This is a genomic window from Gardnerella sp. c10Ua_31 (assembly GCF_055700915.1).
This window is the reverse complement of record NZ_JANUYG010000002.1, coordinates 1-26,286: the sequence shown is the minus strand read 5'-3', so window position 1 is coordinate 26,286 and position 26,286 is coordinate 1. Positions and strand designations below refer to the sequence as shown.

The 26,286-nt window shown below is 39.4% G+C and carries 29 protein-coding genes; 24 read left to right on the top strand and 5 right to left on the bottom strand.

Annotation, left to right across the window (positions count from 1 at the left end; genetic code table 11):
• Positions 1-26: 26 nt before the first annotated feature.
• The 13 genes from miaA to NYP55_RS02540 all read left to right on the top strand — a co-directional run bounded on the left by miaA (position 27) and on the right by NYP55_RS02540 (position 14,596).
• Complete coding sequence (gene miaA, locus NYP55_RS02600) at positions 27-1,016, top strand: tRNA (adenosine(37)-N6)-dimethylallyltransferase MiaA (protein ID WP_472781531.1); 990 nt, start codon at positions 27-29, stop codon at positions 1,014-1,016.
• A 151-nt stretch (positions 1,017-1,167) separates the two neighbouring features.
• Positions 1,168-2,169, top strand: a complete 1,002-nt coding sequence (locus tag NYP55_RS02595) for a cation diffusion facilitator family transporter (RefSeq protein ID WP_004574945.1) — start codon at positions 1,168-1,170, stop codon at positions 2,167-2,169.
• Positions 2,170-2,237: 68 nt separating this feature from the next.
• Positions 2,238-3,287: a TrmH family RNA methyltransferase gene (locus NYP55_RS02590; protein WP_415680771.1), complete on the top strand. Its 1,050-nt coding sequence runs from the start codon at positions 2,238-2,240 to the stop codon at positions 3,285-3,287.
• A gap of 52 nt (positions 3,288-3,339) precedes the next feature.
• Positions 3,340-4,407 carry a phenylalanine--tRNA ligase subunit alpha gene (pheS, locus tag NYP55_RS02585; protein ID WP_415680780.1) on the top strand — a complete coding sequence of 356 codons (1,068 nt, stop codon included), beginning with the start codon at positions 3,340-3,342 and terminating at the stop codon, positions 4,405-4,407.
• 3 nt (positions 4,408-4,410) lie between these two features.
• Entirely contained in the window at positions 4,411-7,029 is a 2,619-nt protein-coding gene (gene pheT / locus NYP55_RS02580; RefSeq protein ID WP_102704688.1) for a phenylalanine--tRNA ligase subunit beta, read from the top strand.
• A gap of 241 nt (positions 7,030-7,270) precedes the next feature.
• A complete protein-coding gene (locus tag NYP55_RS02575) occupies positions 7,271-7,813 on the top strand; it encodes an arginine repressor (RefSeq protein WP_004132008.1) in 543 nt (180 codons plus the stop codon).
• 137 nt (positions 7,814-7,950) lie between these two features.
• Positions 7,951-8,844 (top strand): exodeoxyribonuclease III, encoded by an 894-nt coding sequence (locus NYP55_RS02570; protein WP_004574630.1) that lies wholly within the window; start codon positions 7,951-7,953, stop codon positions 8,842-8,844.
• Between the two features lie 69 nt (positions 8,845-8,913).
• Positions 8,914-9,768, top strand: coding sequence for a DUF3710 domain-containing protein (locus tag NYP55_RS02565; protein WP_004574629.1), 855 nt, complete (start codon positions 8,914-8,916; stop codon positions 9,766-9,768).
• A 55-nt stretch (positions 9,769-9,823) separates the two neighbouring features.
• Complete coding sequence (locus NYP55_RS02560; protein ID WP_004574628.1) at positions 9,824-10,597, top strand: DUF3159 domain-containing protein; 774 nt, start codon at positions 9,824-9,826, stop codon at positions 10,595-10,597.
• Between the two features lie 10 nt (positions 10,598-10,607).
• The gene (locus NYP55_RS02555) at positions 10,608-12,017 is read left to right on the top strand and encodes a class I SAM-dependent RNA methyltransferase (RefSeq protein ID WP_472781530.1); all 1,410 of its coding nucleotides are present in this window, start codon (positions 10,608-10,610) and stop codon (positions 12,015-12,017) included.
• A gap of 280 nt (positions 12,018-12,297) precedes the next feature.
• Positions 12,298-13,236: a recombinase family protein gene (locus NYP55_RS02550; RefSeq protein ID WP_421776865.1), complete on the top strand. Its 939-nt coding sequence runs from the start codon at positions 12,298-12,300 to the stop codon at positions 13,234-13,236.
• Positions 13,237-13,255: 19 nt separating this feature from the next.
• Positions 13,256-13,936, top strand: coding sequence for a hypothetical protein (locus NYP55_RS02545; RefSeq protein ID WP_004123538.1), 681 nt, complete (start codon positions 13,256-13,258; stop codon positions 13,934-13,936).
• Positions 13,937-14,332: 396 nt separating this feature from the next.
• Entirely contained in the window at positions 14,333-14,596 is a 264-nt protein-coding gene (locus NYP55_RS02540; RefSeq protein WP_004111740.1) for a hypothetical protein, read from the top strand.
• Positions 14,597-14,723: 127 nt separating this feature from the next.
• Here the strand turns inward: NYP55_RS02540 and NYP55_RS02535 are convergent, their stop codons facing one another.
• Positions 14,724-15,905 (bottom strand): alpha/beta fold hydrolase, encoded by a 1,182-nt coding sequence (locus NYP55_RS02535; protein ID WP_415682773.1) that lies wholly within the window; start codon positions 15,903-15,905, stop codon positions 14,724-14,726.
• Positions 15,906-15,943: 38 nt separating this feature from the next.
• Positions 15,944-16,465 (bottom strand): HXXEE domain-containing protein, encoded by a 522-nt coding sequence (locus tag NYP55_RS02530; RefSeq protein ID WP_004111736.1) that lies wholly within the window; start codon positions 16,463-16,465, stop codon positions 15,944-15,946.
• A gap of 129 nt (positions 16,466-16,594) precedes the next feature.
• Between NYP55_RS02530 and NYP55_RS02525 the strand changes: the two genes are divergently transcribed.
• The 9 genes from NYP55_RS02525 (at position 16,595) to NYP55_RS02485 (ending at position 23,163) form a co-directional block, all read left to right on the top strand.
• Entirely contained in the window at positions 16,595-17,152 is a 558-nt protein-coding gene (locus NYP55_RS02525; protein WP_004111734.1) for a TetR/AcrR family transcriptional regulator, read from the top strand.
• A gap of 189 nt (positions 17,153-17,341) precedes the next feature.
• Entirely contained in the window at positions 17,342-18,247 is a 906-nt protein-coding gene (locus tag NYP55_RS02520) for a BRCT domain-containing protein (RefSeq protein WP_004115155.1), read from the top strand.
• Positions 18,248-18,272: 25 nt separating this feature from the next.
• Positions 18,273-19,076, top strand: coding sequence for a KilA-N domain-containing protein (locus tag NYP55_RS02515; RefSeq protein WP_004111730.1), 804 nt, complete (start codon positions 18,273-18,275; stop codon positions 19,074-19,076).
• Positions 19,077-19,198: 122 nt separating this feature from the next.
• Complete coding sequence (locus tag NYP55_RS02510; protein ID WP_004111727.1) at positions 19,199-19,633, top strand: cytidine deaminase family protein; 435 nt, start codon at positions 19,199-19,201, stop codon at positions 19,631-19,633.
• Between the two features lie 9 nt (positions 19,634-19,642).
• Positions 19,643-19,762, top strand: coding sequence for a CD1845 family protein (locus NYP55_RS02505; protein WP_472781529.1), 120 nt, complete (start codon positions 19,643-19,645; stop codon positions 19,760-19,762).
• A 26-nt stretch (positions 19,763-19,788) separates the two neighbouring features.
• Positions 19,789-20,373: a DUF7010 family protein gene (locus NYP55_RS02500; protein ID WP_472781528.1), complete on the top strand. Its 585-nt coding sequence runs from the start codon at positions 19,789-19,791 to the stop codon at positions 20,371-20,373.
• 132 nt (positions 20,374-20,505) lie between these two features.
• On the top strand, positions 20,506-20,769 hold the full coding sequence (locus NYP55_RS02495; RefSeq protein WP_472781527.1) for an integrase: 264 nt from the start codon (positions 20,506-20,508) through the stop codon (positions 20,767-20,769).
• 624 nt (positions 20,770-21,393) lie between these two features.
• The gene (locus NYP55_RS02490) at positions 21,394-21,561 is read left to right on the top strand and encodes a recombinase family protein (RefSeq protein WP_004574620.1); all 168 of its coding nucleotides are present in this window, start codon (positions 21,394-21,396) and stop codon (positions 21,559-21,561) included.
• A gap of 201 nt (positions 21,562-21,762) precedes the next feature.
• Positions 21,763-23,163 (top strand): hypothetical protein, encoded by a 1,401-nt coding sequence (locus NYP55_RS02485; protein ID WP_004574619.1) that lies wholly within the window; start codon positions 21,763-21,765, stop codon positions 23,161-23,163.
• 169 nt (positions 23,164-23,332) lie between these two features.
• Here NYP55_RS02485 and NYP55_RS02480 read toward each other — a convergent pair whose 3' ends face one another.
• Positions 23,333-23,743 carry a hypothetical protein gene (locus NYP55_RS02480; RefSeq protein WP_102704684.1) on the bottom strand — a complete coding sequence of 137 codons (411 nt, stop codon included), beginning with the start codon at positions 23,741-23,743 and terminating at the stop codon, positions 23,333-23,335.
• A 248-nt stretch (positions 23,744-23,991) separates the two neighbouring features.
• Here NYP55_RS02480 and NYP55_RS02475 point away from each other — a divergent pair, with 248 nt between their 5' ends.
• Positions 23,992-24,231, top strand: coding sequence for a restriction endonuclease (locus NYP55_RS02475; RefSeq protein WP_004132045.1), 240 nt, complete (start codon positions 23,992-23,994; stop codon positions 24,229-24,231).
• Positions 24,232-24,462: 231 nt separating this feature from the next.
• On the opposite strand, the gene NYP55_RS02470 is transcribed toward NYP55_RS02475, so the two are convergent.
• Positions 24,463-24,741, bottom strand: a complete 279-nt coding sequence (locus NYP55_RS02470) for a type II toxin-antitoxin system YafQ family toxin (protein WP_288231404.1) — start codon at positions 24,739-24,741, stop codon at positions 24,463-24,465.
• A complete protein-coding gene (locus NYP55_RS02465) occupies positions 24,741-25,016 on the bottom strand; it encodes a type II toxin-antitoxin system RelB/DinJ family antitoxin (RefSeq protein ID WP_004110960.1) in 276 nt (91 codons plus the stop codon). The genes NYP55_RS02470 and NYP55_RS02465 overlap by 1 nt, the downstream gene beginning before the upstream one ends.
• Positions 25,017-25,334: 318 nt before the next feature.
• On the opposite strand from NYP55_RS02465, the gene NYP55_RS02460 reads away from it, so the two are divergent.
• On the top strand, positions 25,335-26,132 hold the full coding sequence (locus tag NYP55_RS02460) for an LEM-3-like GIY-YIG domain-containing protein (RefSeq protein WP_004110959.1): 798 nt from the start codon (positions 25,335-25,337) through the stop codon (positions 26,130-26,132).
• Positions 26,133-26,286 lie beyond the last annotated feature (154 nt).

Here is a 26,286-nt window from a genome sequence, read left to right as displayed (position 1 = left end):
TTAAATTTGCTACGTAGGAGCGCATTGTGTGCAAACCGCCGAAAGTGATTTCGATTGTAGGACCAACAGCATCTGGCAAAACGAGTCTTGGTATTGCGATTGCAAAGAAATTTGCTGAACGTGGTGTAAAAGCGGAAATTATTAACGCAGACGCATATCAAATGTACCGTTATATGGATATTGGTACAGCAAAAGCCACTAAAGAAGAGCAAAGCGCGGTTAAGCATCATTTAATAGACATTATTGATCCTCAAGAATCTATGAGCGTTGCAAAGTTTCAAACGCTTGCGCGCCAATGCATACGCGATTTGCAAGAAAAAGGTATTCGCCCGATTCTTGTTGGAGGTTCTGGTCTATATGCTCGCGCTGCTGTAGATGATATAACTTTTCCTGGCACGAATCCTGATGTTCGCAAAGCTTTGGAAGAGCGCGAAAAATCGCAAGGAGCAATGGCTCTTTTTGAAGAATTACAAAGGCTGGATCCAGTGGCTGCTAAAAATATGGATCCAAGAAATTCGCGCCGAACAATTCGCGCGCTAGAAGTTATTGAGCTAACAGGTAAGCCGTATTCCGCAACTTTGCCAAAATACAAGTATTTGATTGATTGCGTGCAAATCGGATTGGACTTAAGTAGAGAAGATTTAGATGCACGAGTGGATCTTCGCACAAAAATGATGCGCGAGCAGGGTTTTGTAAACGAAGTTAAAGAGATTCGCTCAAAGCTTGGTGTTACTGCTATAAGGGCTTTGGGATACAAGCAAATAATGGACTATTTAGATGGGGTTTGTAGTGAAGATGAAGCATTTGACGATATTGCGCAAAAAACTAGGCGACTTGCGCGCAAGCAAATGGGCTGGTTTGGAAGAGACTCGCGTATTCATTGGATTAATGCTTTGAAATCAAATGTTGTTGACGATGCTATGGAAATAATCGACGCGGCGGATAATGGCAATTTCAAAGATGATTTGATTGCCGAATCAACTTCCCATCATCTCGGCGCGTTAATTGTCGAATAGTAATAATAGAATAAGTTTTTAGATAATTAATCTTTAGATGTTTATGCGTGAACCCTAGCTTAGGCTGGGGTTCATTTCGTATAAGGCATATTGGGAATGATATTGAGAAACGATATCGAGATACTTATTTGTATGAACATAGGAGATTTGTGTGAATAATCATCATTTGTCAAACTCTTCCAGTGAAATCTTAGAGAAGAATGATTTAAGTACTTCTGGAACTAATGCCGCTTCTTTGCAAGATGCTATTAGCGCAAGTCACGCGCATCAGCATAAGCTTTCGCTATCACTAGCGTTAACGTCAATTGTGTTTTTGGCAGAAGTAATCGGATCTATTTTAACTAATTCGATTTCTTTGCTGATTGATGCTGGTCATATGCTAACGGATATTTCCGTTTTAGCTGCATCTACGGTTACTGCGATTTTAATGCGCAAAAAGCCTAATGCAAAGCGCACTTGGGGGTGGGCAAGGCTAGAAGTGATTACTGCTGCAGCTGGCGCTCTTGTGCTTCTTTTTGTAGGCGTTTATGCGATTGTGGAGTCGGGGATGCGTCTTTTTGGCGCAAGTCATAATGAAATTCACGGTGTAAGTCAGCTGCTTTTCTTTGGTATTCTAGGTCTTCTTGCAAATATTGCTTCGCTTATAATTCTTGTTTCTCAATCTAAAGACAATATGAATATGCGAGCAGCGTTTTTGGAAGTTATGAACGATGCTTTAGGCTCTGTAGCAGTAGTTGTTTCTGCATTAGTTATGATAGCTACAAATTGGAGCGGTTTCGACGCTGTAGCTGGCGGAATTATAGCAATTTTGATGATTCCTAGAGCGTTGCACTTGCTTAAAAATGCTGTAAAAGTTTTGCTTGAGCAAACTCCAGAAGGATTGGATATAGAAAAAGTTCGTGACCATCTTGAACACGTTCCGCACGTTCTTGCTGTTCACGATTTGCATGCAAGCACTGTTTCTACAGGAATGCCTATTTTTATGGCGCATGTTGTTGTTGAGCGCGATTTGACGATGGGGCAGTGTGCGGATATTTTAAGCCAGCTTCAAGATTGTTTGCGTGAGCATTTTCCAGTTTCTGTTTCGCACACAACATTCCAACTAGAACCTGAAGGATATACCACTCAAAGTTCGTCGGAACATCATGAGTAGTTTCGTTGAGTAGTTTTGTATTGCAACATTTACGCGTGTTGTAACTATATGTAAAGTAGAGTGATATTATGCCGTTAAAAGAGTTAATAGACAACGCGCATAGCGATCGCGTTAAGCGTATTTGCGCAATAAGTCGTGCAAAATCGCGAGTGGATGGGCGCTTTTTAGTTGAAGGACCGCAAAGCGTTAGGGAAGCTGTACGGTACGTGCATAAGTCGATTTTAGACATTTATGTTTTGCAAGATGCTGTTAATAGTGGCAGTAATCGTAGATATAGTAGCGTTAGTAGTGGTGGCCCTATAGAAGTTATCGCTAAAATCGTTGACGAATCATTAAAGAATAATTGCTATGTTCATCCTGCAACAGCAGAAGTTATGCGAAAAATCAGCACGGATTGCCAGGGGATTGTTGCACTTTGCGATTCTAAGGTTTTAGACGAAGAATTTAGTAAAGAATTTAATAAGATTGGCAAGATTAGCGAAATCGATGAGATTAGTGAGATTGATGAGATTGAGAAAGAAGTTGTCGATGATGCTAAATCTTGCAACAATAAAGACATATTAATTGCATCATGTTGGCAAGTAAGAGACCCAGGCAACGCTGGGGCGATTATTCGCGTTGCAGACGTAGCTGGATGCAATGCTGTTGTTTTTGTTGACGATTGCGTAAGTCGATTTAACTCAAAGCTTGTTCGATCTAGTGCAGGATCGTTATTCCACTTGCCAGTAGTAAAAATGAGCGAAAACGAATGGTTTGATTGGGCAAAAAATGCAAAAATCAAAGTGATTGCTGCAGATATTTACGGAACGGAAAATAAAAAACCAAAGTCGTTTGCGAGTGTTTTAGATTCGTTTAGAAATTCGCATAATATCGCGTCTAATAATGTGTCTAATGCGCATAATATCGCGTCTAATAATACATCTAATAATCCGTCTAATACCGCAATATTATTTGGAAACGAAGCCAGAGGATTGCCGCAAGAAGTCTTAAATAAAGTAGACGAAATATCGGTAATACCAATCTACGGAAAAGCGGAATCAATGAACTTAGCAACCAGTGCAGCGGTAATGCTAATGGGCTTGGCTATGTCTAGTCATGAGCGAAAAATGGGGATTTGAGACGTTTTTGAATGCTTCACAAAAGTACGCATACACGGATAGGAAGGGTGCTGTGGCAAAGAGTCAGCCATTTGACGCAAAGTCAATTACAAAGGTAGTAAAAGAGGGCATTGCTTGTGTTCAAGCCGCTAAAACAATGGAAGATCTAAAAGCGGCAAAAACTAAGTATGCTGGCGCTCAGTCTGCAATGACACTTGCTAGCAAAGCTATTGGAAGTCTTCCAGTAGAAGAAAAGAAAGAAGCTGGCAAAGTAATGTCTGTTTTGCGTGCTGATTTTGGTAGGGAATTTGCGGCTGCGCAAGAGCGTATTAAAGCTGTTGAAGAAGCAAATATGCTTCAAAAAGAAACAGTTGATATGACTTTGCCAATAAATCGTAAGCCGCTTGGCGCTCGCCACCCGATAGCGCGTATTATTGAAGATTTTGAAGACTTTTTTGTGTCTATGGGTTGGCAGATTTCTGCAGGTCCAGAAGTGGAAACTGAGTGGTTTGATTTTGACGCGTTGAACTTTGGTCCAGATCATCCTGCTCGCCAAATGCAAGATACTTTCTACGTGCAAGGAAATCAGGCAAAGGATGCTGCAGGATTTGTTGGATCTAACATGGTTTTGCGTACGCAAACTTCTTCCGACCAGGTTCGCGCGCTAATTGAGCGAGGCGTTCCTCTATACATTGCGTCTCCAGGTCGCGTGTTCCGCACGGATGAGCTTGATGCAACGCATACGCCAGTTTTCCATCAATGCGAAGCTTTAGCTGTAGATAAGCACTTAAGCATGTCAGATTTAAAGGGCGTGCTCGATCGCCTTGCTGTTGCAATGTTTGGTCCAGATGCAAAAAGCCGTTTGCGCCCAAGCTACTTCCCATTTACGGAGCCTAGTGCGGAGTTGGATCTTTGGTTCCCAGATAAAAAGGGTGGCCCAGGTTGGATTGAATGGGGCGGTTGCGGAATGGTTAACCCGAACGTTCTTAAGTCTGCAGGCTTAGACCCAGATGTTTATACGGGATTTGCTTTCGGTGTTGGCTTGGAGCGCACTTTGCTGCTTCGTCACGATATTAACGATATGCACGATTTAGTTGAAGGCGATAAGCGCTTCGCAGAACAGTTTGTGATGGGAGAGTAACTCATGCCAATGGTAGATATTGACTGGCTTAAAGATCATGTTGAAGTGCCAGAAGGTTTGACTTATAGTCAGCTTGCTAAAGATTTGGTGCGAGTTGGCTTGGAAGAAGAAGAGATTCACGATTCTCAAGTTACAGGTCCTATTGTTGTAGGTTACGTTGTTGATGCTACTCCAGAGCCACAAAAGAATGGCAAGGTTATTAATTGGTGCCATGTTGATGTTGGAGATAAATACAACGAGGTAGATGAAAATGGCAATAAGGTTCCTCGTGGAATTATTTGTGGCGCTCCAAATATGGCTGCTGGAGAAAAGGTTGTTGTAACTCTTCCTGGCGCTGTTTTGCCTGGCGATTTTAAGATTGAGCCTCGCAAAACTTACGGCCACATTTCTAATGGAATGTGCGCGTCCGAGCGCGAGCTTGGTTTGGGAGATAGTCACGATGGCATTATTTTGCTTCGCGAATATGGATTCTCTAAAGCAGAATATGAGGCGTTAAAGCCTGGAGATGACGCAATGTCGCTTCTTCACTTAAACAAGCCTTTGCTAGAGATTAACATCACTCCTGATCGCGGATACGCGTTCTCTTACAGGGGTGTTGCGCGCGAATATCACCATTCAACTGGTGCTGCATACACGGATCCAGTGGTGGAACTTAATAATAAGGCAAGTCAAGTTTCTGTTGAAAACGCGTCTACAGATATTGAAGTTAGCATTGAAGATACAAACCCTATTCATGGCGTTGTTGGATGCGATCGATACTATGCGCGTGTAGTTCGCAACTTTAATCCACAAGCTGCAAGTCCTAATTGGATGCGTAGGCGTTTGACTCGCGCTGGAATGCGTGGAATATCTCTTGCAGTAGACGTTACAAATTACGTAATGCTCGACTTAGGTCAGCCTCTTCACGCTTATGATTTAGATAAGATTGAAGGCCCTATTGTTGTTCGCCGTGCTAAAGCTGGAGAGCATTTAACAACTTTAGATGGCAAAGATAGAGAGCTTAACGTTGAGGACTTGCTTATTTGCGATTCTCCAAAGGGAAATCACGGTTCGCGTGTTCTTGGACTTGCTGGCGTAATGGGCGGAATGTATGGAGAAGTGACGAGCGAAACAAAGAATATTCTTGTTGAAGCTGCACACTTTGATCCCGTTTCTATTGCTCGTACAGCTCGTAGACACAAGCTTCCAACCGAGGCTTCTCGCCGCTTTGAGCGCGGAGTAGATACTCAGCTTCAGCCTGCAGCTGCGCAAATGGCTGTTACAATGCTTAGCGAGATTGGCTCTGGAGAGCCTTCTAATACGCCTACAGACGTAAACAATACTGTTGATAGAAACGTTATTGTTTTCAAAGCTAGCGAGGTAGAGCGCGTTTCTGGATTAAGCATTGATTTGAACCGCATTAGCGATATTCTTACGGATATTGGTTGCTCGGTTGCTGGCGGCGGAAATGGTTCGTTCTCTGTTTTGCCTCCAACTTGGCGCCCAGACTTGAATGATCCATGCGATTTGGTTGAAGAAATCGCGCGCTTGGTTGGCTACGATGAGATTCCTGTTAAGGTTCCAGCTGTTCCTGTTACTGGCAAAACTGGTTTAACGCAGGAACAAGCAACTCGTAGAGCTATTGCTTACGAGCTTGCAGAAATGGGCTTAGTTGAATCTTTGAGCTACCCGTTTGTTGGTAAGGAAGATTTTGATGCTTTCCGCGAAGATGTTGATTCTGTTGCTGAAGTTAGCGTAAAAATCGCAAATCCTTTGGCTGGTGATCGTCCTTGGCTTCGCAGGAATGTTCTTACCACTTTAGCTGGAACTGTTCGCAGAAATATTCGCCGCGGTTTGAGCAATGTTTCGCTTTATGAGCTTGGCCACGTGTATTTTGCAGATCCTAATGCTCCTGCAATTCCTGCTTTGCCTGGCTCGGTTCGCCCTACGGATGCTCAACTTGCAGCTTTGGATGCTGGTTTGCCTAAGCAGCCTTTGCACGTTGCAGCGCTTTTTACTGGTAAAGCAGAAGAAACTGGTTGGCTTGGTACGCATCGAGACGTTGACTACAGCGATGCTCTAGAAGCTGTTCAGCGTTTAGGAAAGCGCATCGGCGTTGATTTTAAGATTCGTCAGCTTAGTGCAAACGATGCTCCTGCTTCTTGGCATCCAGGACGTACTGCCAAAGTGTTTGTTGCTGTTGATGGCGGTGACGATGTTGAAATTGGCATTGTTGGCGAGCTTCACCCTAGCGTGAATGAGAATTTGGATTTGCCAAAGCATTCTGCAGCATTCGAGCTTGATTTGAGCGCATTGTTTAATGCTATGCAAGTTAAGCCTGTTCAAGCAAAGCCTGTTTCTACATTCCCACCTGTTAAGCAGGACTTTGCGTTTGTTGCTCCTTCTTCTTTGAGTGCTAGCGACTTAGAGAAAGCTATTGTTAAAGCTTCTGGCGATTTGCTTGAGTCTATAGAGTTGTTCGATGTTTATGAAGGCGAGCAGCTTTCAGATGGTTTGCGCTCTCTTGCTTATTCGGTAACGTTTAGAGCTGCAGATCGTACGCTTTCTGGCGAAGAAATGGAAGCGGTTCGAGAAGCTATTACAAAAGCGGCTAAAGATTTGCATGCAACTTTGCGCGTGTAAAATCGTGAATTAGCTTTTGATTAATGCGGCTGAATAACTATTCTTTAGTTGTTTGGCCGCATTTTTATTGTGATTTTATTGTGATTTTTATTCAGTATATTCGTTATATCCAATATGCAAATATTAATAAAGATCAATAAATATTAGTAAATATTAGCCAATCTTGGTAAATATACGGAAAGTTATGCATATATACATGTATATTAGATTGGAATAGTTTTTTTAGAAAGGTTTGCCAGCTATGACTCACGCAAAGAAGAATTTTGGGAATTTTGATGATAATGACTCTGCTGGCAAGCAACGTCCTGCAACCAAGGCTGCACGATTAAACGCGATTGAGCAGGCGCTTTTAAGCGAGGTTATTACTTCTCAATCGCAGCTTGCTTCTGTTTTGGCTCGTAATGGTTTTGATGTTACTCAAGCAACTCTGAGTCGCGATTTAGACGAGATAAATGCTGTTAAAATTCGCCTTACAGATGGCAGAATTGCGTACGTCTTGGGAGATGGCACTGGCAACCGTCACGCAATGGATACGGTTAGGATTGATCAGCAAGTTGCAAGAACTCTTTCTGGTCTTATTACAGAAGTTGGATTTGCTAATAATATTGTTGTAATTCACACTCCTTCGGGTGCTGCTCAATATGTTGCTAGTGTTATTGATAGACAGCCGTTAAAGGGGATTTTAGGTTCGGTTGCTGGCGATGATACCGTGCTTATGGTTTGTGTTTCTAACGAAGAAGCGGAAAATCGTGCAAATTGGATGCTTTCTGTTGCGTCAAGGTAGTGGAAAATCTGTAGCAAAGCTGTGTGCAAAGATTAAAATATTTGTTATTTAATATTTGTTATTTAATATCTTCCATTTAATACTTGCTATTTTGTAATACGCATTTGTAATACGCATATTCGATTAGAGTGGATTTTATGATTACAATTACAACTTCAAACTTGAATGGTATTCGTGCTGCCGAGCGCAAGGGGATGCTTGATTGGGTGGAAAATCACACTCCAGATGTGTGGTGTATGCAAGAGGTTCGTGCTCCGCAAGATGCGATCGACCCGATTATGAGCAAAATCAAGGATTTGTATGCGTCTAAAAGTGGCGAATCTGTGCAAAATGAATATGTGCAAGATGAATCTGTGCAAAATGACGGCCAATTTTGCGTTACAAATCAGATTTGCAATATAAAAGGGCGTGCTGGAGTAGCGCTTGTAACGTCTTTGCCAGTTGTAGAGCAGCGTTACGGTTTGCCTTGTTTAAGCGAAGATGTGGATTCTGGCCGCTGGATAGAAACCGACGTGCATACGCCTGAAGGGTATGATATTACGGTTGCTTGCGTGTATGTTCACGCTGGAAATGTTGACGATCCGCAGAAAATGCATCAAAAATTCCGCTTTTTAGACACTATGCTTACGCGATTAGGGGAGCTTAGAGATATTGCTGCAAGTGGCGGAAATCAGGCGATTTTGTGTGGTGACTTTAATATTGCACACACCCCTTTTGATATTAAAAACGCTAAAGCGAATGAGAAAAGTGCTGGATTTTTGCCAGAGGAGCGCGCGTACATCGACCGCTGGATTAACGAGTATGAATTTGTAGACGTTATGCGAATGCTTGCTGGCAATATTCAAGGGCCATACACGTGGTGGAGTCAGCGCGGCAAGGCTTTTGATAACAATGTTGGATGGCGTTTAGACTATCAATTTGCTACTCCAGAGCTTGCGGAAACTGCTTGCGGATTCGTGATTGATCGCGCGCCAAGCTACGATTCGCGTTGGTCGGACCATGCTGCGCTAAGCATAAGATACAATGTGTGATTTTGCTTTGCTTGTGGTAATCTGGTGAAGTTGAGTAAAAGTGGCATTGGCCGTTAGAAAAGAGGAATTATGGGATGGTTTAAGTCGAAGCGCAAGGCTAAAGCTGATAGTAAAAATGCTGGAAATCTTGCGGATTTGCAATCCCAAAATTCGGCCTTAAACGAGCTTATTGAAGGCGGATACAGCGCAGACACGTATTTGGGTCGAGGAAATCTTAGAGGACCTTGGAATATTTCAGACGAAAAGGTTCCTGATTTAAGTACGTATATTGACTTCGGAGCTATTCGCATTCCGTATTTGCAAGGAATAGAGTTGCGCGTAAAAAAGCAGCGCGAGTCTAACCAAGTTCTTGGCATAACAGTTACGTATAGGTCTTCTAGCGTAGAAGTTGAGGCGTTTGCGGCTCCTAAAACAGAAGGAATTTGGAGCGAAGTTCGCGCGGATTTGCTTAAGGGAAATTCTGATGCCAGGGAAGTGAATGGCGTTTTTGGCAAAGAGATTATATTGCCAGTTGAAGTGGAAGATAAAACTGTAGATACGCGAATTGTTGGAGTGGATGGCCCGCGTTGGATGCTTCGTGGAGTCTTTTCTGGTGTAGCTGCTGGCGATTCTTCGGTTGCTGGCGATTCTTCGGTTGCTGGCGATTCAAAAAAGGCGAGTGATGAAGCAGTTTTGCTTAATAAGTGGTTTAGTGACATTGTTGTAGATCGCGGAAGCGAGCCATTAGCACCAAGAGATATGATTCCAATGCATGATGTTGTGGTTCCTAGAGATTCTGACAATGGTGGTTCTGATAATGTTGATTCTAACAATGGTGATTCTGGCGAAATTCCAGGCCGTCCAAAGGGGCCACTTGGCGCAGATCAGCAGGTAGAAGTCAAAACTACGCTAACTCGCGGTCCAATGTTCTCCGAAGTTCGTTAGTAAAATAAAACAGCAAAAGTCGAATAGCAAAAGTCATGCAGCAAAGGATATTGTCTTGGAAAAAAATGCGCGCAACAAAAAACGCTCAGGATTAGCCTCTTTAGCTTCCATTGGATCCGAAGAAAAAGCGTTTTCTGTGATTGACTCCATTGGCGGAGTTCGTGGCGTAATTGAATCCATGCTGCCAGGCTTGCTGTTTGTTATTTGCTTTGTTGTAACGCGGAACGTACAAACAACAGTTATTGCGTCTGCAGCTCTTGCAGTTTTGCAAGTGGTGGCGCGACTTATTCAACGTCAGTCGATTATGGGCGCGCTAAGTGGGCTTGTTTCCGTTGGAATCTGCCTTATTTGGGTGTGGACGAGTCATCAAGCGCGCGACTACTACATGATGGGCTTTATTACAAACGCTGTGTACGGTGTTCTTCTTGCGATTTCGCTGATTGCGCGTGTGCCAGCTCTTGGGCTTGTGATTGAGTCGATTCGCAAAATGCCTACGGAAAATTTTGGCGCTTGGCTGCACGAATGGCTTGATTATAAGCCACTTAAGCGCGCGTACATGTATGTTACTGGATTATGGATTGGCGTTTTTGCGCTGCGACTCGTTTTACAAGTGCCATTATATTTGACAAATCACGTTGTGTGGCTTGGCACTGTTCGATTGCTTATGGGATTGCCGTTCTGGGCGCTCGCGATTTGGGTTTCTTACTTGATTATTGCAACGCCGTTTATGCGTCTTCATCATAAAAATCGCGAAGAAAATTATCGCGAAGAAAAGCAGATTGACGAAAAACAGATTAGCGAAAAGCAAAGTGAAGAGAAGCAGAACTAAGGGGTAGTACATGCAAGTGACGATGCGAATCGAGCGTTATGCGGATCAAGGAAGATGCGTAGGTCATCTTGACGGACGCGTTGTATTCGTGCGATTTGCGCTGCCTGGTGAGCTGGTTGTTGTGCGTATGGATGAGCCGATGCGTGCAAAAGCGCACTTTTTTACTGGCGAAGTTGTAGAAGTTTTGGAGCCTAGTGCGGATCGTGTGGAGCCGCAATGGAAGCTCGCTGGCCCTTTGGCTCAGGGCGGCGGAGTTGGCGGCGCGGATTTAATTCACGTTTCTTTGCCTGGTCAGATTCGTTGGAAGGCTTCCGTAATTGCCAATCAATTCCAGCGCTTAGCGCATATGGATGTTGCGGAAAGCGATGTTAGTGTTGAGCGCATTCCAGGGGACGAGGAGCTTAACGGATTTAATTGGCGTACGCGCATGGAGTTGGTTGCGGATGATGAAGGGCGATTGTCTATGCGTAAGCGCGAGTCGCATGATCGCATTGCGATTGATACTATGCCACTTGCGTCGCGCGCGGTTTTAGCTGTTGCGGATTCTTTGGACTTGTGGAATCGTTCTTTCTCGCCAAATGCGCAAATTCGTCTTGCTGTTCCAGAGCCTCGGGTTGAGGGTTTGGATTTTAATGACAAGGCTGCGCTTCTTGATGCGATTGGCGAAAATTATGCGCTTATAGTAAATGATGAGTTGGTTGCAGGATCGGCTTTGTTGCGCGAGCGCGTGCGCGTTGTGGCTGCTTGCGATTCATCGCGTGCGCGTACTTTTGATTACGATGTTGACGCGCGCGGTTTTTGGCAGATTCATCGCGCAGCTCCAGAGCATTTGGTGAGCTACGTTTTGGGACTAGTCCGTTCTGCGCTTGGGGGGCGTAGTAAGAATACGGTTTTGTGGGATTTGTATTCTGGATCCGGTTTGTTTACGATTCCGCTTGCGACTTTGGCTAATGTTGGCGGGAATTTATCTAGTTCTGCTGGCGATTCTGGTTCTGCAGAGCCAGCGCGCGTGCTTAGTATTGAAGGTGCGCCGATTGCTGTAAAGAATGCAAGGCGAAACATTGGGCGCGCAGGTCTTAGCAGAGATATTGTTGAAGCTTTGCAAGGCGATGTTGCGCAAACGCTTGAATCGCAGGTGTTTAAGGCGAGTAAGTCGTCTAAGATTGTTCGCCGATTTGCGCATCCTGATGTTGTTGTGTTAGATCCTCCGCGCGCTGGTGCTAAAGCTCAAGTTTGTAAGCAGATTGCGAAGTCTGGAGCAAGAGCTGTTGTGTATGTTGCTTGCGATCCGACTAGTCTTGCTCGCGATGTTGGCACGTTTAGGGAGCTTGGCTACAGCGTTCAGTCTTTGCGCGCGTTCGACATATATCCCAACACTCATCACGTTGAGAGTGTCGTATTGATGTCAAGGGCTGATTAGGTGGGTGCATTTTTGCCCTTATGTAGCAGGGTTTAGCGAGGGCTATCGTTAAAAGGTTTAGCGTGTGGCGGCTGTAAGCTGGCTTGGCGCGGTTTTTGGGCGCAGTTTGGCTGTTTGAGGAAACATGTCGACGCTCTAGGGTCGAGTGCACAGGATGGATAACGTTAAAAAGTGCACCCACTTTGCACCCAGGGTGGTGAAGTGGGAAAATAAGGTTTAGGCTAATTATCATGGAGAAGAAATCTAAGTTTCGTTAGTCTAATAATAAGGAGAGATGGCTATGGATAAGATAGATGAGCTAAATAAAGATGTGATAGTCATCCATCCTCAGCGTGTAATTAAGGATTATGCGGTTGGGGTTTATGCTCGTGTGAGCACAAATCGTAAAGAGCAGTTGGATAGTCTTGCTGTTCAGGTGTCTGGTCTTACTCGTCTTGCTGCTTCTCACATGAGTTGGTTTGTTGCTGATATTTTTCTTGATGTTGCTTCAGCTAAGGTTGGATCTTCAAGAAACGAGTTTAATCGAATGATTGAAGAATGCGAGAAAGGTAATATTGATATTATTCTTACTAAAAGTGTGAGCCGTTTTGGTCGTGATACGAAAGAAGGATTAGAGGCTATTAGAAAGATTCGATCATGTGGCACGAGAATTATTTTTGAGACAGATAAGATTGATACGGAAACTGTCGATGATGAACTTTTAATCAGTGTGGTTCAAGCTTGTAGTCAAGCAGAGAATGATTGGCGTAGCGAGAATATTGTTTGGGGATTAAGACGTAGGGCAGAAGATGGCACATCAGGTCTTTATAGCAGGGCTTGTTATGGTTATAAAAAAGATAAGCATGGCATGCTTATTATTGATGAAGACCAAGCACAAGTGGTAAGAGATATTTTTGACTGGTATTTAAAAGGATTAAGTATCGGCGGTATTATTAAAAGGTTAAAAAGTAGAGGTGTTAAGTCTCCAAAGGGAAAAGATATTTGGAGTAAACGGGCTGTTGAGAGCACTTTGACTAGGCGTAAATATACAGGCGATGTGGCGATTGCTGTTCCGGGAAATGCGGATTGTCAGTATTTGAATACAGATCATCATGCAGGCATTATTTCTAAAGAGAAGTTTGAAGCGGTTGAGCTTGAGATGGCGGCTCGGAGTAATGTGGAAGTTGGAGAGGACGGAACTATTATAAGAAAGAAGAAAAAATATAGCTCGAAAAGATGAAAATCATAGGAGAAAATATATGAGGGATAAATTTTCTAAGTCAAATATTAACACTGTTTCAGGTAATGTTTTTAATGGACCTACTAATATTGTTTCAGGAAACAATACAGATTTTAATGGGAGTTCATCGGGAAAGACTGCTACATATACGACTGAACCTGTTTGGAGAAGCCCTATAACAATGGCAATTCTATCATGGATGGGAATCTTCATTTCCCTGATAGGAATTTTCCCGTTTTATAAACTATTTGAATCTTTTTATAAACTATCTGAACCTTTAATTAATTTATTTACCAATAAAAGTATTCAAATAAATGCAAACAATAATATTATATATTTGGGGATCTTAGTTATTATATATTTGGGGATCTTAGTTATAGTAATTATACTTTTGGCAATTATTGCACGGTTAAGAAATATTACTAAAAGAGAAATTAGGCACCCGCTATTCTTTAATTATGCAATTAGTGGTCTTGGAAGAAAACTTACGATAGAAAAAATTCATATTGACAAATGCCCTATATGTGGTGGCACAATGAAATATTTCAATAAGGCTGTAGAATGGAGAAATACAACATATCCTGATGGAAAAACAAAACGTAAGGTTACAAAAAAAGTGCCTGCTTTGCAGTGCAAGCGAAACCCAGATCATTGCTTTGAAGTGGATCCAGCTGCAGATAGAGTAAATGAAATAAGATAATGAAATCATAAATAGCCTAATTAAGATTCACATAATCAGTCTAAATACTATAGATGTAATGCTATTAAAATAAATACTTTTATAAGTATATTGTCTAGTTTGGAAATAGCCTAAAAATCTCACGTGGAGAGTGTCGTATTGATGTCAAAGGCTGATTAGGTGGGTGCAAATTTGCCCTTGTGTAGCAAGGCTTAGCGAGGGCTATCGTTAAAAGGTTTAATGCGTGGCAGTTTTAAGCTGGGTTCTTGCGGTTTTTGAGTGCGATTTTGCTGTTTGAGGGAACATGTCAACGGTGTAGGGTCGAGTGCACAGGATGTTAACGTTAAAAAGTGCACCCACTTTGCACCCAGGCTGTGAAGTGGGAAAATTTATGCAGAAGGAAATGTACCGTAGCATATGTGTGAGAAAAAATATGCGAGTTTAGTGAACAGGTTTAATACTGTAGAGTCGAGGCTTAAGGAAGTTAAAGCTCGTATTGTTGAAAAGCAAGCGAGGCGTGATGAGGTTGAATATTTTATTGATGGCTTGAAAAAGCAGGACTTGTTAACAGCGTTCGATGAAAACGTCTGGCTTAGCATGGTTGACTATCTATGCGTGCATAAAGATGGAAAGGTTGAGTTTACTTTCCTTGATGGGAGCAAAACAGAATTAAAGCGTTAAGCTTATAGGAAATGTTAGAAGGCAAAATAAAAGCATATCAGCAAGCTGCTGACGTGCTTTTTTGCTGTTAAAAGAGTTACACGTTGAGTATAATAGGATAGATGTACATGAGATTCTTGAAATGAATTCAATTCTTCCTAACTTCTAAATCACGCTGTTTTAAAAATGTCAACCATTGCAGTATCACATCTAAAGCCAGTTTGGCGTTTCCTAAATTGCAATGATTTCCCGCATTTTCTTTTTCAGTAAAAAGGCGAAATGTGAGAGAGTTCGCATTGGTAAGTGCGTTGATTTCTTTGCTGATCATTCGGTAATCAACGAGGTGGTCTTGGTTGGCACCAAGAATCAATACATCTTGTTCAATCATGGAGGCCACATCCATAATCTGATATTTACTCACTTTCTTCAGATAATCATAAATGCTGTCAGCTCCATAGGCGTACATTCCATGATTGACACCCCATTGAAATAATGGGTCATTCTTCCGTATCAATTTCATCATGCAAAGAATAGGGCTGAGAACGATGCGAAGATTATGTTTCAACATAAACCGAACGATACCGGCTACCTTTTTTGGTATTTGGTCGAGAACCACGTCAAGAAAGTCCGGAAAAACAGACCAAGATACAGCCCTTGTAATTCTCTTGTCAAGTGCAGCAGCACGCAGGGCCAGCATAGCTCCCAAAGAAACACCAATAATAATGACGTCATTCAAGTGAAAGAAATCTAATATTGCTTTGACCGGACGTTCCCAAGCATATGTAAAGTGTTTACCTTGAACACGAAGAACGTTGCCTTGTCCAGGACCTTCAAATAGATATACATCATACCCGTGTTCAGAAAGATATAACATCGGCAAAAACATTTCCTCAAAGCATGAATCGTTGCCACCGTGTAAAAGAATGGTGCCCTTACATTGTTTTTGAGTTTTTGCAACCATGATTGGCAGCATAACATCTTCATATGGAACTTGAATTTTCTGGACACGTCTCTCATCGAAATAAGAATGGTAATACTCATAAAACAGTCCTGTGGCTTTTATATAGTATTCCTTGTTGCCAGTATTTCCATCAAAAAATTCGCTCATCTGGTAATATGCAATTGCCTGAGGGATTCTGTTTTGAGAGAGTGCATGATCCCCAAGGTAAATCATTTCCTGTTTCCAGCTTGTGCTGTCTGTAATCCTTTTGGCAGCCTGCATCACATCGTTTAAATTCCCTCCATCCCAAAGAATGACACGGTTAAGCTGAAAGTTAAAATTAGGATCAGGATTTAGGTGATACATACCTTGTTTAAATTCCAACTCCATGCAAAAGACCTCCTTAAAAATTTGCTATTTGTGGGTAATTAAACTTCCCACTTCTTGATAAAAGTTTCAAACGATTTCATACATCTATGCAAAACAGCCACCATTAAGAGCATCAAAATAGCGCCTACTACACAACTGATCCATAATTGAGCTGTGGTAAAAGAAAGGAATTCATTTGAGACCCAAAGGATATAAAAGCAAAACGGAAGTAACGGGACTGCTGTGACCACTCCGGGTACATAGCCTTTAAATTGCGACGCCAACATACAATGCACAATCAGGTGAATGGTAAATCCAAAAAATAATCCCAGCCACAAAAAGTACCAATCAAAGATACAAGCAGAGAGCGATAAAGCTGAAATAATGAAAAATTCAATCAATACACCAATGGAAAATGACGGGGTGCTTCCCAAATCGGCAAATGGAATCTTCTTCATTTTTGTTGTTTGTATTTTTCTTTTATATTTCCGTTTCCATGCCTCCACAAAAATAATCTCCTCGAAGTCATGCAGCATAAAAATAACCGGGAACAGCCAAACAATCGTATTTATTGTATTCATAAAATTGAGCCTCCTTTATCTGTCTCACTTGTGTCACTTTCTAATTTATATTATATTCAAAAAGACATGATTGTTAATGGAAGAAGTTCAAGTGCTACAATCCCGAAAAAGTGTGACAGGAGGACCAAAATGAGTTTGGTAGAAAAGGAAAAGAATCCCATCGCTGAGCAATCCCGTCAATGGTTGATGCAGTCCTTGTTGGATCTTATGAGCCAAAAAGACTACGCTCGTATTACCGTAACAGAAATCGCCGAACATGCGCTTTTATCAAGGAGAACTTTTTATCGGATCTTTGATTCGAAGGAGCAGGTATTACAGCAATGCTTCTTAGAAAGATGTGAGGACTACATTACTTATTTTCAAAAAGACAGGCACTATACACTGGAGCAGATTGTGGAAGTGTTTTTTACCTTTTGGGAGAAACAGATCAACTTTTTGCGTCTTTTGCAGCGGAATCATCTGTTCTATTATCTGCTGGAAGAATTCAATCGGGCCTTACCTGTGATTTATGACACCGTTCGTGGAAATCAAAATTTGTACGATAGCATCTTTGAAAAGAAAGCTGCACTGCTTGTCAGTGCCGGTGCACTTTGGAATCTTCTTTCCGAATGGATGCAAATGGAAAATCGCCCGTCTCCAAAAGAAATATCTAAAATGATGCTACAAATAATTGCATCTAATTCTTGAGTTTTTTAATAGTTAATCTGATACACTAACGGTAGTAATTGCGCGAAAAAGGCTGACAAAATCTTTATAAAAAATAGTTAAAACAGCCGGTCAATTATTACAATCGACCTGTTTTTATGCTTAAGGCACTTAGTTTTCAAGATATAATAAGTGCTAGACTGATTTCAATAGATGAAGGAGGTGCTTTTTATGTCCAATTCAAACTCAAATTACACTAAGCAACTCATTGATGATTACTGTGTGCTGGATACCGAAACGACCGGCTTATCTGCGTATTACGATGAAATTATTGAAATTGGTATTTTAAGGGTCAGGAACAATGAAATTGTAGATCGTTATGACCAGTTGATTAAACCAAACTTTGACATAGACGATTTTATTACAGCATTAACAGGAATAACTAATGACATGCTGGAAGGTATGCCATCTATAGACAGTGTTAAAACGGATGTACTCTCGTTCATAGGTGATGACATTATCCTTGGTCATAACACCTCTTTTGATATGCGTTTTTTGAATGAAGGCTTTAAGGAACAATTGTCTAATCAGTATATGGATACGATGCAATTTGCTCGTAAACTGTATCCTGAGTTGAAGCATCACAGACTCTCCGATTTAACTGACTACTTAGGCTTACACAATAATGAACACCGTGCTTTATCAGACTGCACATCAACGAAAGAACTATATGATGCTGTAAAAGCTAGTATGGCTGAGAAGAATCTCGCTATTGAAGATTTATGGATCGCCGGCGAAAGCCACGGCGGCAAAGGAATAGATATCAAAGCCATTAAGCCTACTGAAGCGGTCATTGATGAAGATGGATTTTTCTATAATCGACATGTGGTTTTCACTGGTAAGCTTGAGAAAATGCTTCGCAAAGATGCGATGCAGATTGTAGTGAATCTCGGCGGTGTCTTAGATAATAGCGTGAATAAGCAGACGAACTATCTGATCCTTGGTGACAATGACTACAATGCAATTCTTAAAGGTGAAAAGTCATCAAAGCATAAAAAAGCAGAAAAGCTCAAGCTTGAGGGTCAAGATATAGAAATCATAGATGAGCGGACTTTCTATGATTTGCTAAATGTGTGAAGTTGGATGATTGAGAGGTGATTACGTGTCTAAAATAAATGTTGAAGGTTCAGAAATCAGCATTATTGCCATTGACAATAGAGATTATATTTCTTTAACGGATATGGTTAGAAATATTGATAACGGTTCTGCTTTGATTGAAAAGTGGCTTAGGAATAAGAATACGATAGAGTTTCTAGGTATTTGGGAAGAAATGTATAACACGAATTTTAATTCCACCGAATTCGAGGGAATTAAAAATGAAGCAGGACTTAACCGTTTTATATTATCTGTTAAGCAATGGGTGTGGAAAACCAATTCTGTCGGTATTGTTGCTAGAGCGGGAAGATATGGTGGAACTTATGCTCATAAAGATATAGCGTTTGAGTTTGCTTCTTGGGTATCGCCATACTTTAAATTATATTTAATCAAAGAATTTGAACGTCTAAAGGAAGAAGAACAGAAGAAGCTAGGATGGGATATTAAAAGAAATTTGGCAAAAATCAATTATAGAATTCACACAAATGCCATTAAGAACAAACTTGTACCAGATAAACTTTCAAAAGAAAAAATCAATTTTATTTATGCAAATGAAGCGGATATTCTTAATGTTTCTTTATTTGGAATAACAGCTAAAGAGTGGCGTGATGAAAATCCGGATTTAAAAGGCAATATTAGAGATTATGCAGATATATCTCAGCTTGTTTGCCTTTCTAATCTTGAGAATCTTAATGCTGTATTTATAAATGAAGGTATGAGTCAATCTGAAAGATTGGAGAAATTAAATGCAATAGCTATTGAACAAATGAGGATACTGTCTGAAAGTGAATCAATTAAAAAATTACAATAAGCTGCGTCGTATCATTGGGAAACAGTGGCGGTGTCTCAAGAAGAGTTTCGTATACCAGAAAACTATATTCAAATAGGAAGGCCTATGCGATAAATTCAGGTATTTTAGGAGAAAAGGAATATATGGATATTTGGGATACAATGTATGAAAAGGTGAAGACACAATTTCATCCGGAGGAAGTTTCTCCATTCGTTTACGCACATCATGTTGTATGTGCAATAGAAGCTGAAAACGGAGAAATTTTCACGGGTTTCTGCATTGAGAGCTGCAGTGGGGTTCTTAATTTGTGCGCAGAGCGCGTAGCCGCTCTTAATATGTATGTGAATAGCGGACAGACGAAGGTGAAGCGCTTCATCGCATTCCGCGACAAGGCACCTTATGGCGCGGGAAGCGGTATGCCTTGTGGGGCGTGTAGAGAGTTCTTTTATCAATTGAATGAAGAAAATGAAAAAATGGAGATTATGGAGGACTTTGAACAGCGGAAGACTGTCACATTGAAGGAGCTCATGCCAAATTGGTGGGGCAAAGATAGATATGCTGAAGCGAAAGCAAAATGACCCTCCCGCTTGTATAGACGCCCACACTGCCATTTCGGTTTCCTATTTAGTCCCTATGGGTTTCCGATGATAGGAGTGACTGTGATATCGTTTATTGAATTGATAAATTATAAGATTAAGGCAGTGTAGGTAAATTTGAATTTCTGGAGGAGAAAATGGTGGATGAATTAAGAAAAGAAATTGCAATTCAGCAGAAAAAAGGATTGCCATTTATCATGGCATCGGTGATTATATGGTTTCTGATAGTACTTGTGTCAGTTTTAGATATCAATGTGGATATGAAAAATTTATTGGTATTTTGCTGTTCATGCCCATTATTACCGCTGGCTTGGTTCATTGGTAAACTTATAAAGGTTGATATCTTTTCAAAACAAAATCCACTTGGACAATTAGGCTTCATTTTCACCTTAAATCAAATGATTTATTTATTAATCGTTATGTGGGTGTTTAGTGCGGTTCCGGAAAAGATGATTATGGTATACGCTATGGTGTTTGGAGCACATTTATTTCCCTATTCATGGTTGTATCAATCAAAGGGATATACGGTTGCTGCAATTTCCATTCCGATGATTTCCTTGATTTTAGGATGTGCATTAAACGGCACAACGGTTGCTGTTGTGGCATGTATTATTGAGATAGTATTTGCTTGTGTATTACATATGGAATTAAAGAAAATGGGAGATAACTACAACAAATCCCAGTTTGTAGAGCTTAGCAAGGATCAAGTTTCTATGAAATAGAAATCTAAATACGTTATGTGTAAATAATTAAGGCGGTAGTAATATCGTCTTTTTTGATGCCTAAAAAGGTTTCAGAATTCAAGGCTAAAGTTTCAGAGTTCAAAGCTAAGGTTTCATTGTATCCAACACGTGATGAAACTATATACGAAAACTGTCAACGAGATTGATGAACTGAAAGTTAAGAAACAGCAGCTTCTTATAGAAAAAGCAGGTCAAGAAGATGCTAAAAGACGAATCAGAGAAATGGAAGATTTTCTGAAAAGTGAGTGTCATGATATTAGTGAGTATGACGAGAAGCTGGTAAGAAAGTACATCAAGAAAATAAAAGTTTACGAGGACAGGTTCAGTATAACTTTTAAATCAGAGATTAGTGTGGATGTTGAAAGGGCATCGTAAAAGTCAAAAGAATGTGAGCATTTGAAATGTTACAAAACTCAGCCTAGGGGGAATCCTCTCTAAGCTGTTTTTATGCTTAAAAACCAAGTTATCAAGCCAATCTTAAACCTTTTAACGATAGCTTTTCCTATCGTTAAAAAGTGCACCCACTATCAATAGTGTGCACTCAAAAAAGTGTAACTATACTTGGAGTTCTCTCAATCCACGTCGAGACTGTCGTATTGATGTCTAGGGCTTAATAGGTGGGTGCAATTTTGCCCTTGTGTAGCAGGGGTTTGCGAGGGCTATCGTTAAAAGGTTTAATGCGAAGCAGCTTTAAGCTGGGTTCTCGCGGTTTTTGAGCGTGATTTTGCTGTATGAGGGAACATGTCAATGGTGTAGGGTCGAGTGCACAGGATGTTAACGTTAAAAGGTGCACCCACTTGCACCCGGGGTGGTTTATTCAAAAGTAACTATAAAAGTAATTACAATAGAAGTCCAAAAAAGTCCTAGTTTTTGCTGCAGAATTCCCGTGAAAGGGACAGCATATGGATGTTACTAATTAATTCTATATACTTAGTAGATATTTATGCAGATGAAGGTATTTCTGGGACTAACATGAAGAATCGGTGAGAGTTTAATCGAATGATTGAAGAGTGTAAAGCAAGGTATATAGATCTAGTGATTGCTAAATCTATTTCACGCTTTGCCAGAAATACTTTAGATTGCTTACAATACGCTCGTGAGCTAAAGGCTAAACAAGTTGCTATTTACTTTGAAAAGGAAAACATCCATACGATGGATGCTAGTTGATGAAGTACGAGCGAAAGATGCTAGTTTAGAGTTAAAGCTGAAAACAGGGCAAGTTATCAATATTAAAAAGTAAGAGAGTCATAGACCTATGTAGGATTGCCTTCTTTACATAGTTCTGTGTCTCTCTTTTTTGTATAGTATAAGTGATGAGCATGTATAATATATAACAAATTAAAAGTTGGTCGGAGGGGGGTACAAATTTTGACTAATTATCTTTTGAATAATGTGATACAAATAAAAAAATATGAGGATTATTATAAATATAATTTTGATATCGATAAAATTAAGCAGGATATTTGCACAAACAAAATAGATATGAATTTAGTAGATTTATTCAGATTTCGAATTTTTTTAGATTCTTGTGTGATGTTGTTTAACAAAGAAAAATTAGAAAAAGATTATTTAAAAGATACTTTTGATTCTAAAAATTATATTGCTAGTATTAAGAATAAATATGGAGAAACGATTAAAGAAATTGAAGACAGATTTAAAATAACTGTTGATGACACGTTTTATTATGAATTTAATGAATCAGAATTAAAATATAAACCTAAGTCATTATGGGATAGTAGAAAAATTTTAAGAAATTCATTTGCACATATGCAGTACGGATGTTTTATGAGTTATGGAGAGAACGGCCCAATTCCATATTATTTTGCATTCAATAAAGATAAGGGGATTTTAAAAAGCAAGGGATTGGTTATAGAACCACTTTGTCATGAATTAATAGGAAAACTATACTTAAATCAAATGACAAAATCTATTGCCTACAAACATACCTATATTAAATTAAGTGAAGAAATTCCATATTTTATGGAAGTTAAATATAAAGGAAAGCGAAAATATACTCTTGATAATCAGCTACATCCTATGAATAATAAGGTCTTTTCGAGTGGAGAATTTCAAGCTTTAAAAGAATTTTTAGTTAATAATGAGGATTGCTTTGAAATTACTAAAACGGAAATTACAGAAAAAGAATTAACGAAGTATTGTGAAATGTTACATAAATATCTAGGTAAAGATATTACAAAGAATGAGCTAGGATATTTTGTCAAAAGCATCTATGATATAGAAACCGAATTTTCAAATTTTTTAACTCACCTAATTCAGTTGAATGATAGAATCATAGATTATAAAATTGCTATAGATTCAAAAAAAGCTAAGATGATCGATCGAATATTGAAAAGTATTGATGAATTAAAAGAAGACAGTGATTCATGGATAGAATTCCGATGGTTCTTTAAAATTATATATATTATTAATTTTTCATTGAGGTTGGAAGATACTGACCTAGAATCGATAAAATATTCTGTTTTAAACGTAGATGACTTTGAATATGATAGTTCACAAATGGCATTGTTTGTTAAAAAGAAAATATCAGATGGTACGATTAGAAGTAGGGATGAAAAGTTTGGAAACACTATATATATTCTACATAAGATAAGAAATGCAATAGCACATGGTAGAATAAAATTAGAAGTTATTGATAATAAAGTATATTATGTATTTGAAGATTGTTATTATAAAAGAACTGAATTAATAAAAATTGCTGTGGAAAACATGAATCAATTTATAAATAATGTGAATGCGTTAATAAAATAGCAACATGTTTAAGTTGTGTAAATGATGAGTTTAAATGTAGGAAAATAGTATCAGTAATTTGTGGCATCTAAACCACCTACACAACATATCAAATTCAATCCATAGTTATAACCCGACACACGTGGAGACTGTCGTATTGATGTCACGTGTGGATTAGGTGGGTGCATTTTTAGGCTTTATGCTTTTGGTTTCTTCTTCGTAAAAACTCTTTAACAATGATTGGAATTATAGTTGGAATACATTCAGTGGTTAAGAAATACGTAATGTATAAGTAAATCCAGCTACTACCCAATTGTTGAGGAGACTCTTGTAATATCAATAAATCAATGGCTGGTGCGATAAGCGCTATGGCAATGGTTTTACAAACTCCTAAGTTTTCGAGTGTTTTTTGATTGACGATGATTGAGTAAAGGACAAGCGTTGTTAAACCAAATACGTGAGCTATACCGATAAATAAAACAGGTGAGTCATAAACAATTTCTGGATTAAACAATCTAAGTGAGTTAAGGATTAGTCCTAAAAGAGGTAATAATAATGAAAAAAGGAATAATCGTATAGCCTGATACACAGATTTCTTCATTACAACCTCCTTAAATTTATATAGCCAAGCAGATGACTGCTGTTGTAGACGGACTATTTTTCACTCATTTTACGTTAATTTATCTTACTTAGAAAGTTGGGATAATCATATCCGATTAAAATCTGGCGGTCATTGGCAGACAGGACTTAAAGAACTGGATAAATACGGCATTGAGTATCATATCGTGAAAACATATCAATGGGGTGAGGGTTGGATATGGCCGAATTATAAGGCACTGAAAAAGAAGAATGGTGTTAATCAAGCGTGGTTTTCGGCTAGCTGGTAAGCAAGGGCATGGTCTTTTTGTTACAACGTCTAGGTTTTCGCAGAAAGCTAAAGATTACGCTGACAATCATCATATTATTTTGGTTGATGGTGTGAAGCTTGCAAATCTTATGATTAAGCATAATTTTTGTGTTTCAACAAGAAAAACGTTTGAGATTAAAACGATTGATACTGATGCTTTGCTTGAATATCAAGATGAGTAGTGTTTTTGTGTAAGTTTTGTGACTTGATTTTGTTATGTTTTAAGTTTATTAGCTGAGTTTTTTGAGATTTTAGATATGAATTTGCTATTTTATCAGTTATAAATTATAAATTATCGATTTTGCCATTAAATTTCGCTTATAAGCGATGTGTGCGGTGAAAAGTCTTGGTTTGTTTTTTGTTTTACTTTTGGCTTTGGTTGTGGATATTGGTTAATCGTACATTTTTTACGATTACAGGTTGAAGAGGTCTGCGTGGCTACCAGTATCGATAAGTGTGAGGGTGAGAATATCATCCTCTAGCAGATAAACAAGTAACCAGTCTGGCTTGATGTGGCATTCGTGAAAACCGTTGAATTTTCCTTTGAGTATATGGTCTTTGTATTTAGGGTCAAGTGGAATACATTGTCTTAGATTATCTACTACTTCATCCAAAAGAGAAAGATTGATTCCTCGTTTAGCCATACGCTTATAGCTTTTCTTATAAGCATTCGTGAACTTAACGTTGTACATCAGTCTTGCAACAGCGCTTTCTTAAGGTCTTCCATAGAAGAATACGATGGTACGTTAGGGTCTCTGGAAATTCTTTTGGCTTCTTGCATGGCCGCCAGTGTTTCAGTATTGAACTTTGGGATTTCTACTTTAAAAGGAAGTCCTCCATGCAAAACGCATTGGCGTAAGAAGATGTTTACGGCACTTGACATATCGATGCCGAGTTCGCTAAACAGTTCATTTGCTTCTGTTTTGACATTACTATCGATACGAATTTGAGTAGGACTTGTTGCCATAATATTAGCTCCTTTTAAAATGATTATGATACAATCAGTATACGTTGTCAAGCATAAAGAGGGAATAGTAATATTTTGCACTCAATGATTAGTGTTAATGTTAAAAGAGTAAAAAATTGCAATGGGAAATTACAATTTGAAGTACATCATGCAATTTGTTGATTTTTATGATAAAAACGCTGATTGACTTTAATATTTCAGAGAAAAACGGATGTAGAGTTATGCTATATCAACAGATGAAGATGATTGTATTGGATTTTGTTAAGTCGTATTTTAGTTGTATACGAATAATGGGAAACTGCTCATTAGGAGAAAACGATGGATAGATTTTCAGAGAAAAGTCTTCTTTCACTTGGAGATTATTATGTGTATGGACTTATCGATCCACGTAGTAAGCGAATCTTCTATATTGGAAAAGGCGCAGGAAACAGAGTATTTGAACATGAGAAAAAAATCCTGGGTAGTTCTGAAAGTGAGAACCTGAAACTTAAGACAATATCAGAAATTAAGGCTGCTGGACTTGAAGTTGAAAAGATTATCATTAATTCAAACCTTACTGAAGAAGAGGCGTTTGCGTCAGAGGCGTCTTTAATCAATGCATTTAATTACGTCAGTGACACAGGCCTCACTAATATTGTTGCCGGGCATCATTCTGCAGAGGCATTATCGGTTGATGAATACGAAAGAATAAATGGCGCGGTCGAACTTGAAGAAAAAGACATAAAGCACAGAATTCTTGTTATAAAAATAAATAGGCTTTATCGGAGATGCATGGATGAGAATGTATTGTATGATGCTGTTCGTGGTATCTGGAGAGTATCAAAAGAAAAAGTAAAAACCGTTGAATATGTTTTTGGTGTATACAATTCTTTGATTGTGGCGGTATATAAGCCGTCAAAGTGGTTTGTTTGCAAAGAGGCAAAGGACAGACTTCCAAGGCAGGATATCATTCTTGAGCCAAAAAAGGCGAATAGATTATTTTTTGTGGATGATAGATATGAACAAGGATTTACACTTGATGAAAATGAAGCTTTTTATCTAGGGAAATCTATAATCAGATTGAAATTGAATCAGTCGGCGCAGAATCCGATTACATACCTAAATCCGCAGAAGTGAGATAAATTATAGTTTATTGTAGGAAATGATTTATTAGAAAGTGCGTTTGTTTTGAAGTTGAACTTGAAATTTACGCCCATTATTAGAACATCACGGCTTACAGACAACAAGCTGATATCGCATGGGTATGGTGTTAATAGAATGGATATCGCCC

Coding starts and splice junctions, on each gene's coding strand:
- NYP55_RS02590 (WP_415680771.1), top strand. CDS start 2,238: ATGCCGTTAAAAGAGTTAATAGACAACGCGCATAGCGATCGCGTTAAG.
- pheT (WP_102704688.1), top strand. CDS start 4,411: ATGCCAATGGTAGATATTGACTGGCTTAAAGATCATGTTGAAGTGCCA.
- NYP55_RS02575 (WP_004132008.1), top strand. CDS start 7,271: ATGACTCACGCAAAGAAGAATTTTGGGAATTTTGATGATAATGACTCT.
- NYP55_RS02570 (WP_004574630.1), top strand. CDS start 7,951: ATGATTACAATTACAACTTCAAACTTGAATGGTATTCGTGCTGCCGAG.
- NYP55_RS02565 (WP_004574629.1), top strand. CDS start 8,914: ATGGGATGGTTTAAGTCGAAGCGCAAGGCTAAAGCTGATAGTAAAAAT.
- NYP55_RS02555 (WP_472781530.1), top strand. CDS start 10,608: ATGCAAGTGACGATGCGAATCGAGCGTTATGCGGATCAAGGAAGATGC.
- NYP55_RS02550 (WP_421776865.1), top strand. CDS start 12,298: ATGGATAAGATAGATGAGCTAAATAAAGATGTGATAGTCATCCATCCT.
- NYP55_RS02545 (WP_004123538.1), top strand. CDS start 13,256: ATGAGGGATAAATTTTCTAAGTCAAATATTAACACTGTTTCAGGTAAT.
- NYP55_RS02540 (WP_004111740.1), top strand. CDS start 14,333: ATGTGTGAGAAAAAATATGCGAGTTTAGTGAACAGGTTTAATACTGTA.
- NYP55_RS02535 (WP_415682773.1), bottom strand. CDS start 15,905: ATGGAGTTGGAATTTAAACAAGGTATGTATCACCTAAATCCTGATCCT.
- NYP55_RS02530 (WP_004111736.1), bottom strand. CDS start 16,465: ATGAATACAATAAATACGATTGTTTGGCTGTTCCCGGTTATTTTTATG.
- NYP55_RS02525 (WP_004111734.1), top strand. CDS start 16,595: ATGAGTTTGGTAGAAAAGGAAAAGAATCCCATCGCTGAGCAATCCCGT.
- NYP55_RS02520 (WP_004115155.1), top strand. CDS start 17,342: ATGTCCAATTCAAACTCAAATTACACTAAGCAACTCATTGATGATTAC.
- NYP55_RS02510 (WP_004111727.1), top strand. CDS start 19,199: ATGGATATTTGGGATACAATGTATGAAAAGGTGAAGACACAATTTCAT.
- NYP55_RS02500 (WP_472781528.1), top strand. CDS start 19,789: ATGGTGGATGAATTAAGAAAAGAAATTGCAATTCAGCAGAAAAAAGGA.
- NYP55_RS02495 (WP_472781527.1), top strand. CDS start 20,506: ATGAAACTATATACGAAAACTGTCAACGAGATTGATGAACTGAAAGTT.
- NYP55_RS02490 (WP_004574620.1), top strand. CDS start 21,394: ATGATTGAAGAGTGTAAAGCAAGGTATATAGATCTAGTGATTGCTAAA.
- NYP55_RS02480 (WP_102704684.1), bottom strand. CDS start 23,743: ATGAAGAAATCTGTGTATCAGGCTATACGATTATTCCTTTTTTCATTA.
- NYP55_RS02475 (WP_004132045.1), top strand. CDS start 23,992: ATGGTGTTAATCAAGCGTGGTTTTCGGCTAGCTGGTAAGCAAGGGCAT.
- NYP55_RS02470 (WP_288231404.1), bottom strand. CDS start 24,741: ATGTACAACGTTAAGTTCACGAATGCTTATAAGAAAAGCTATAAGCGT.
- NYP55_RS02465 (WP_004110960.1), bottom strand. CDS start 25,016: ATGGCAACAAGTCCTACTCAAATTCGTATCGATAGTAATGTCAAAACA.
- NYP55_RS02460 (WP_004110959.1), top strand. CDS start 25,335: ATGGATAGATTTTCAGAGAAAAGTCTTCTTTCACTTGGAGATTATTAT.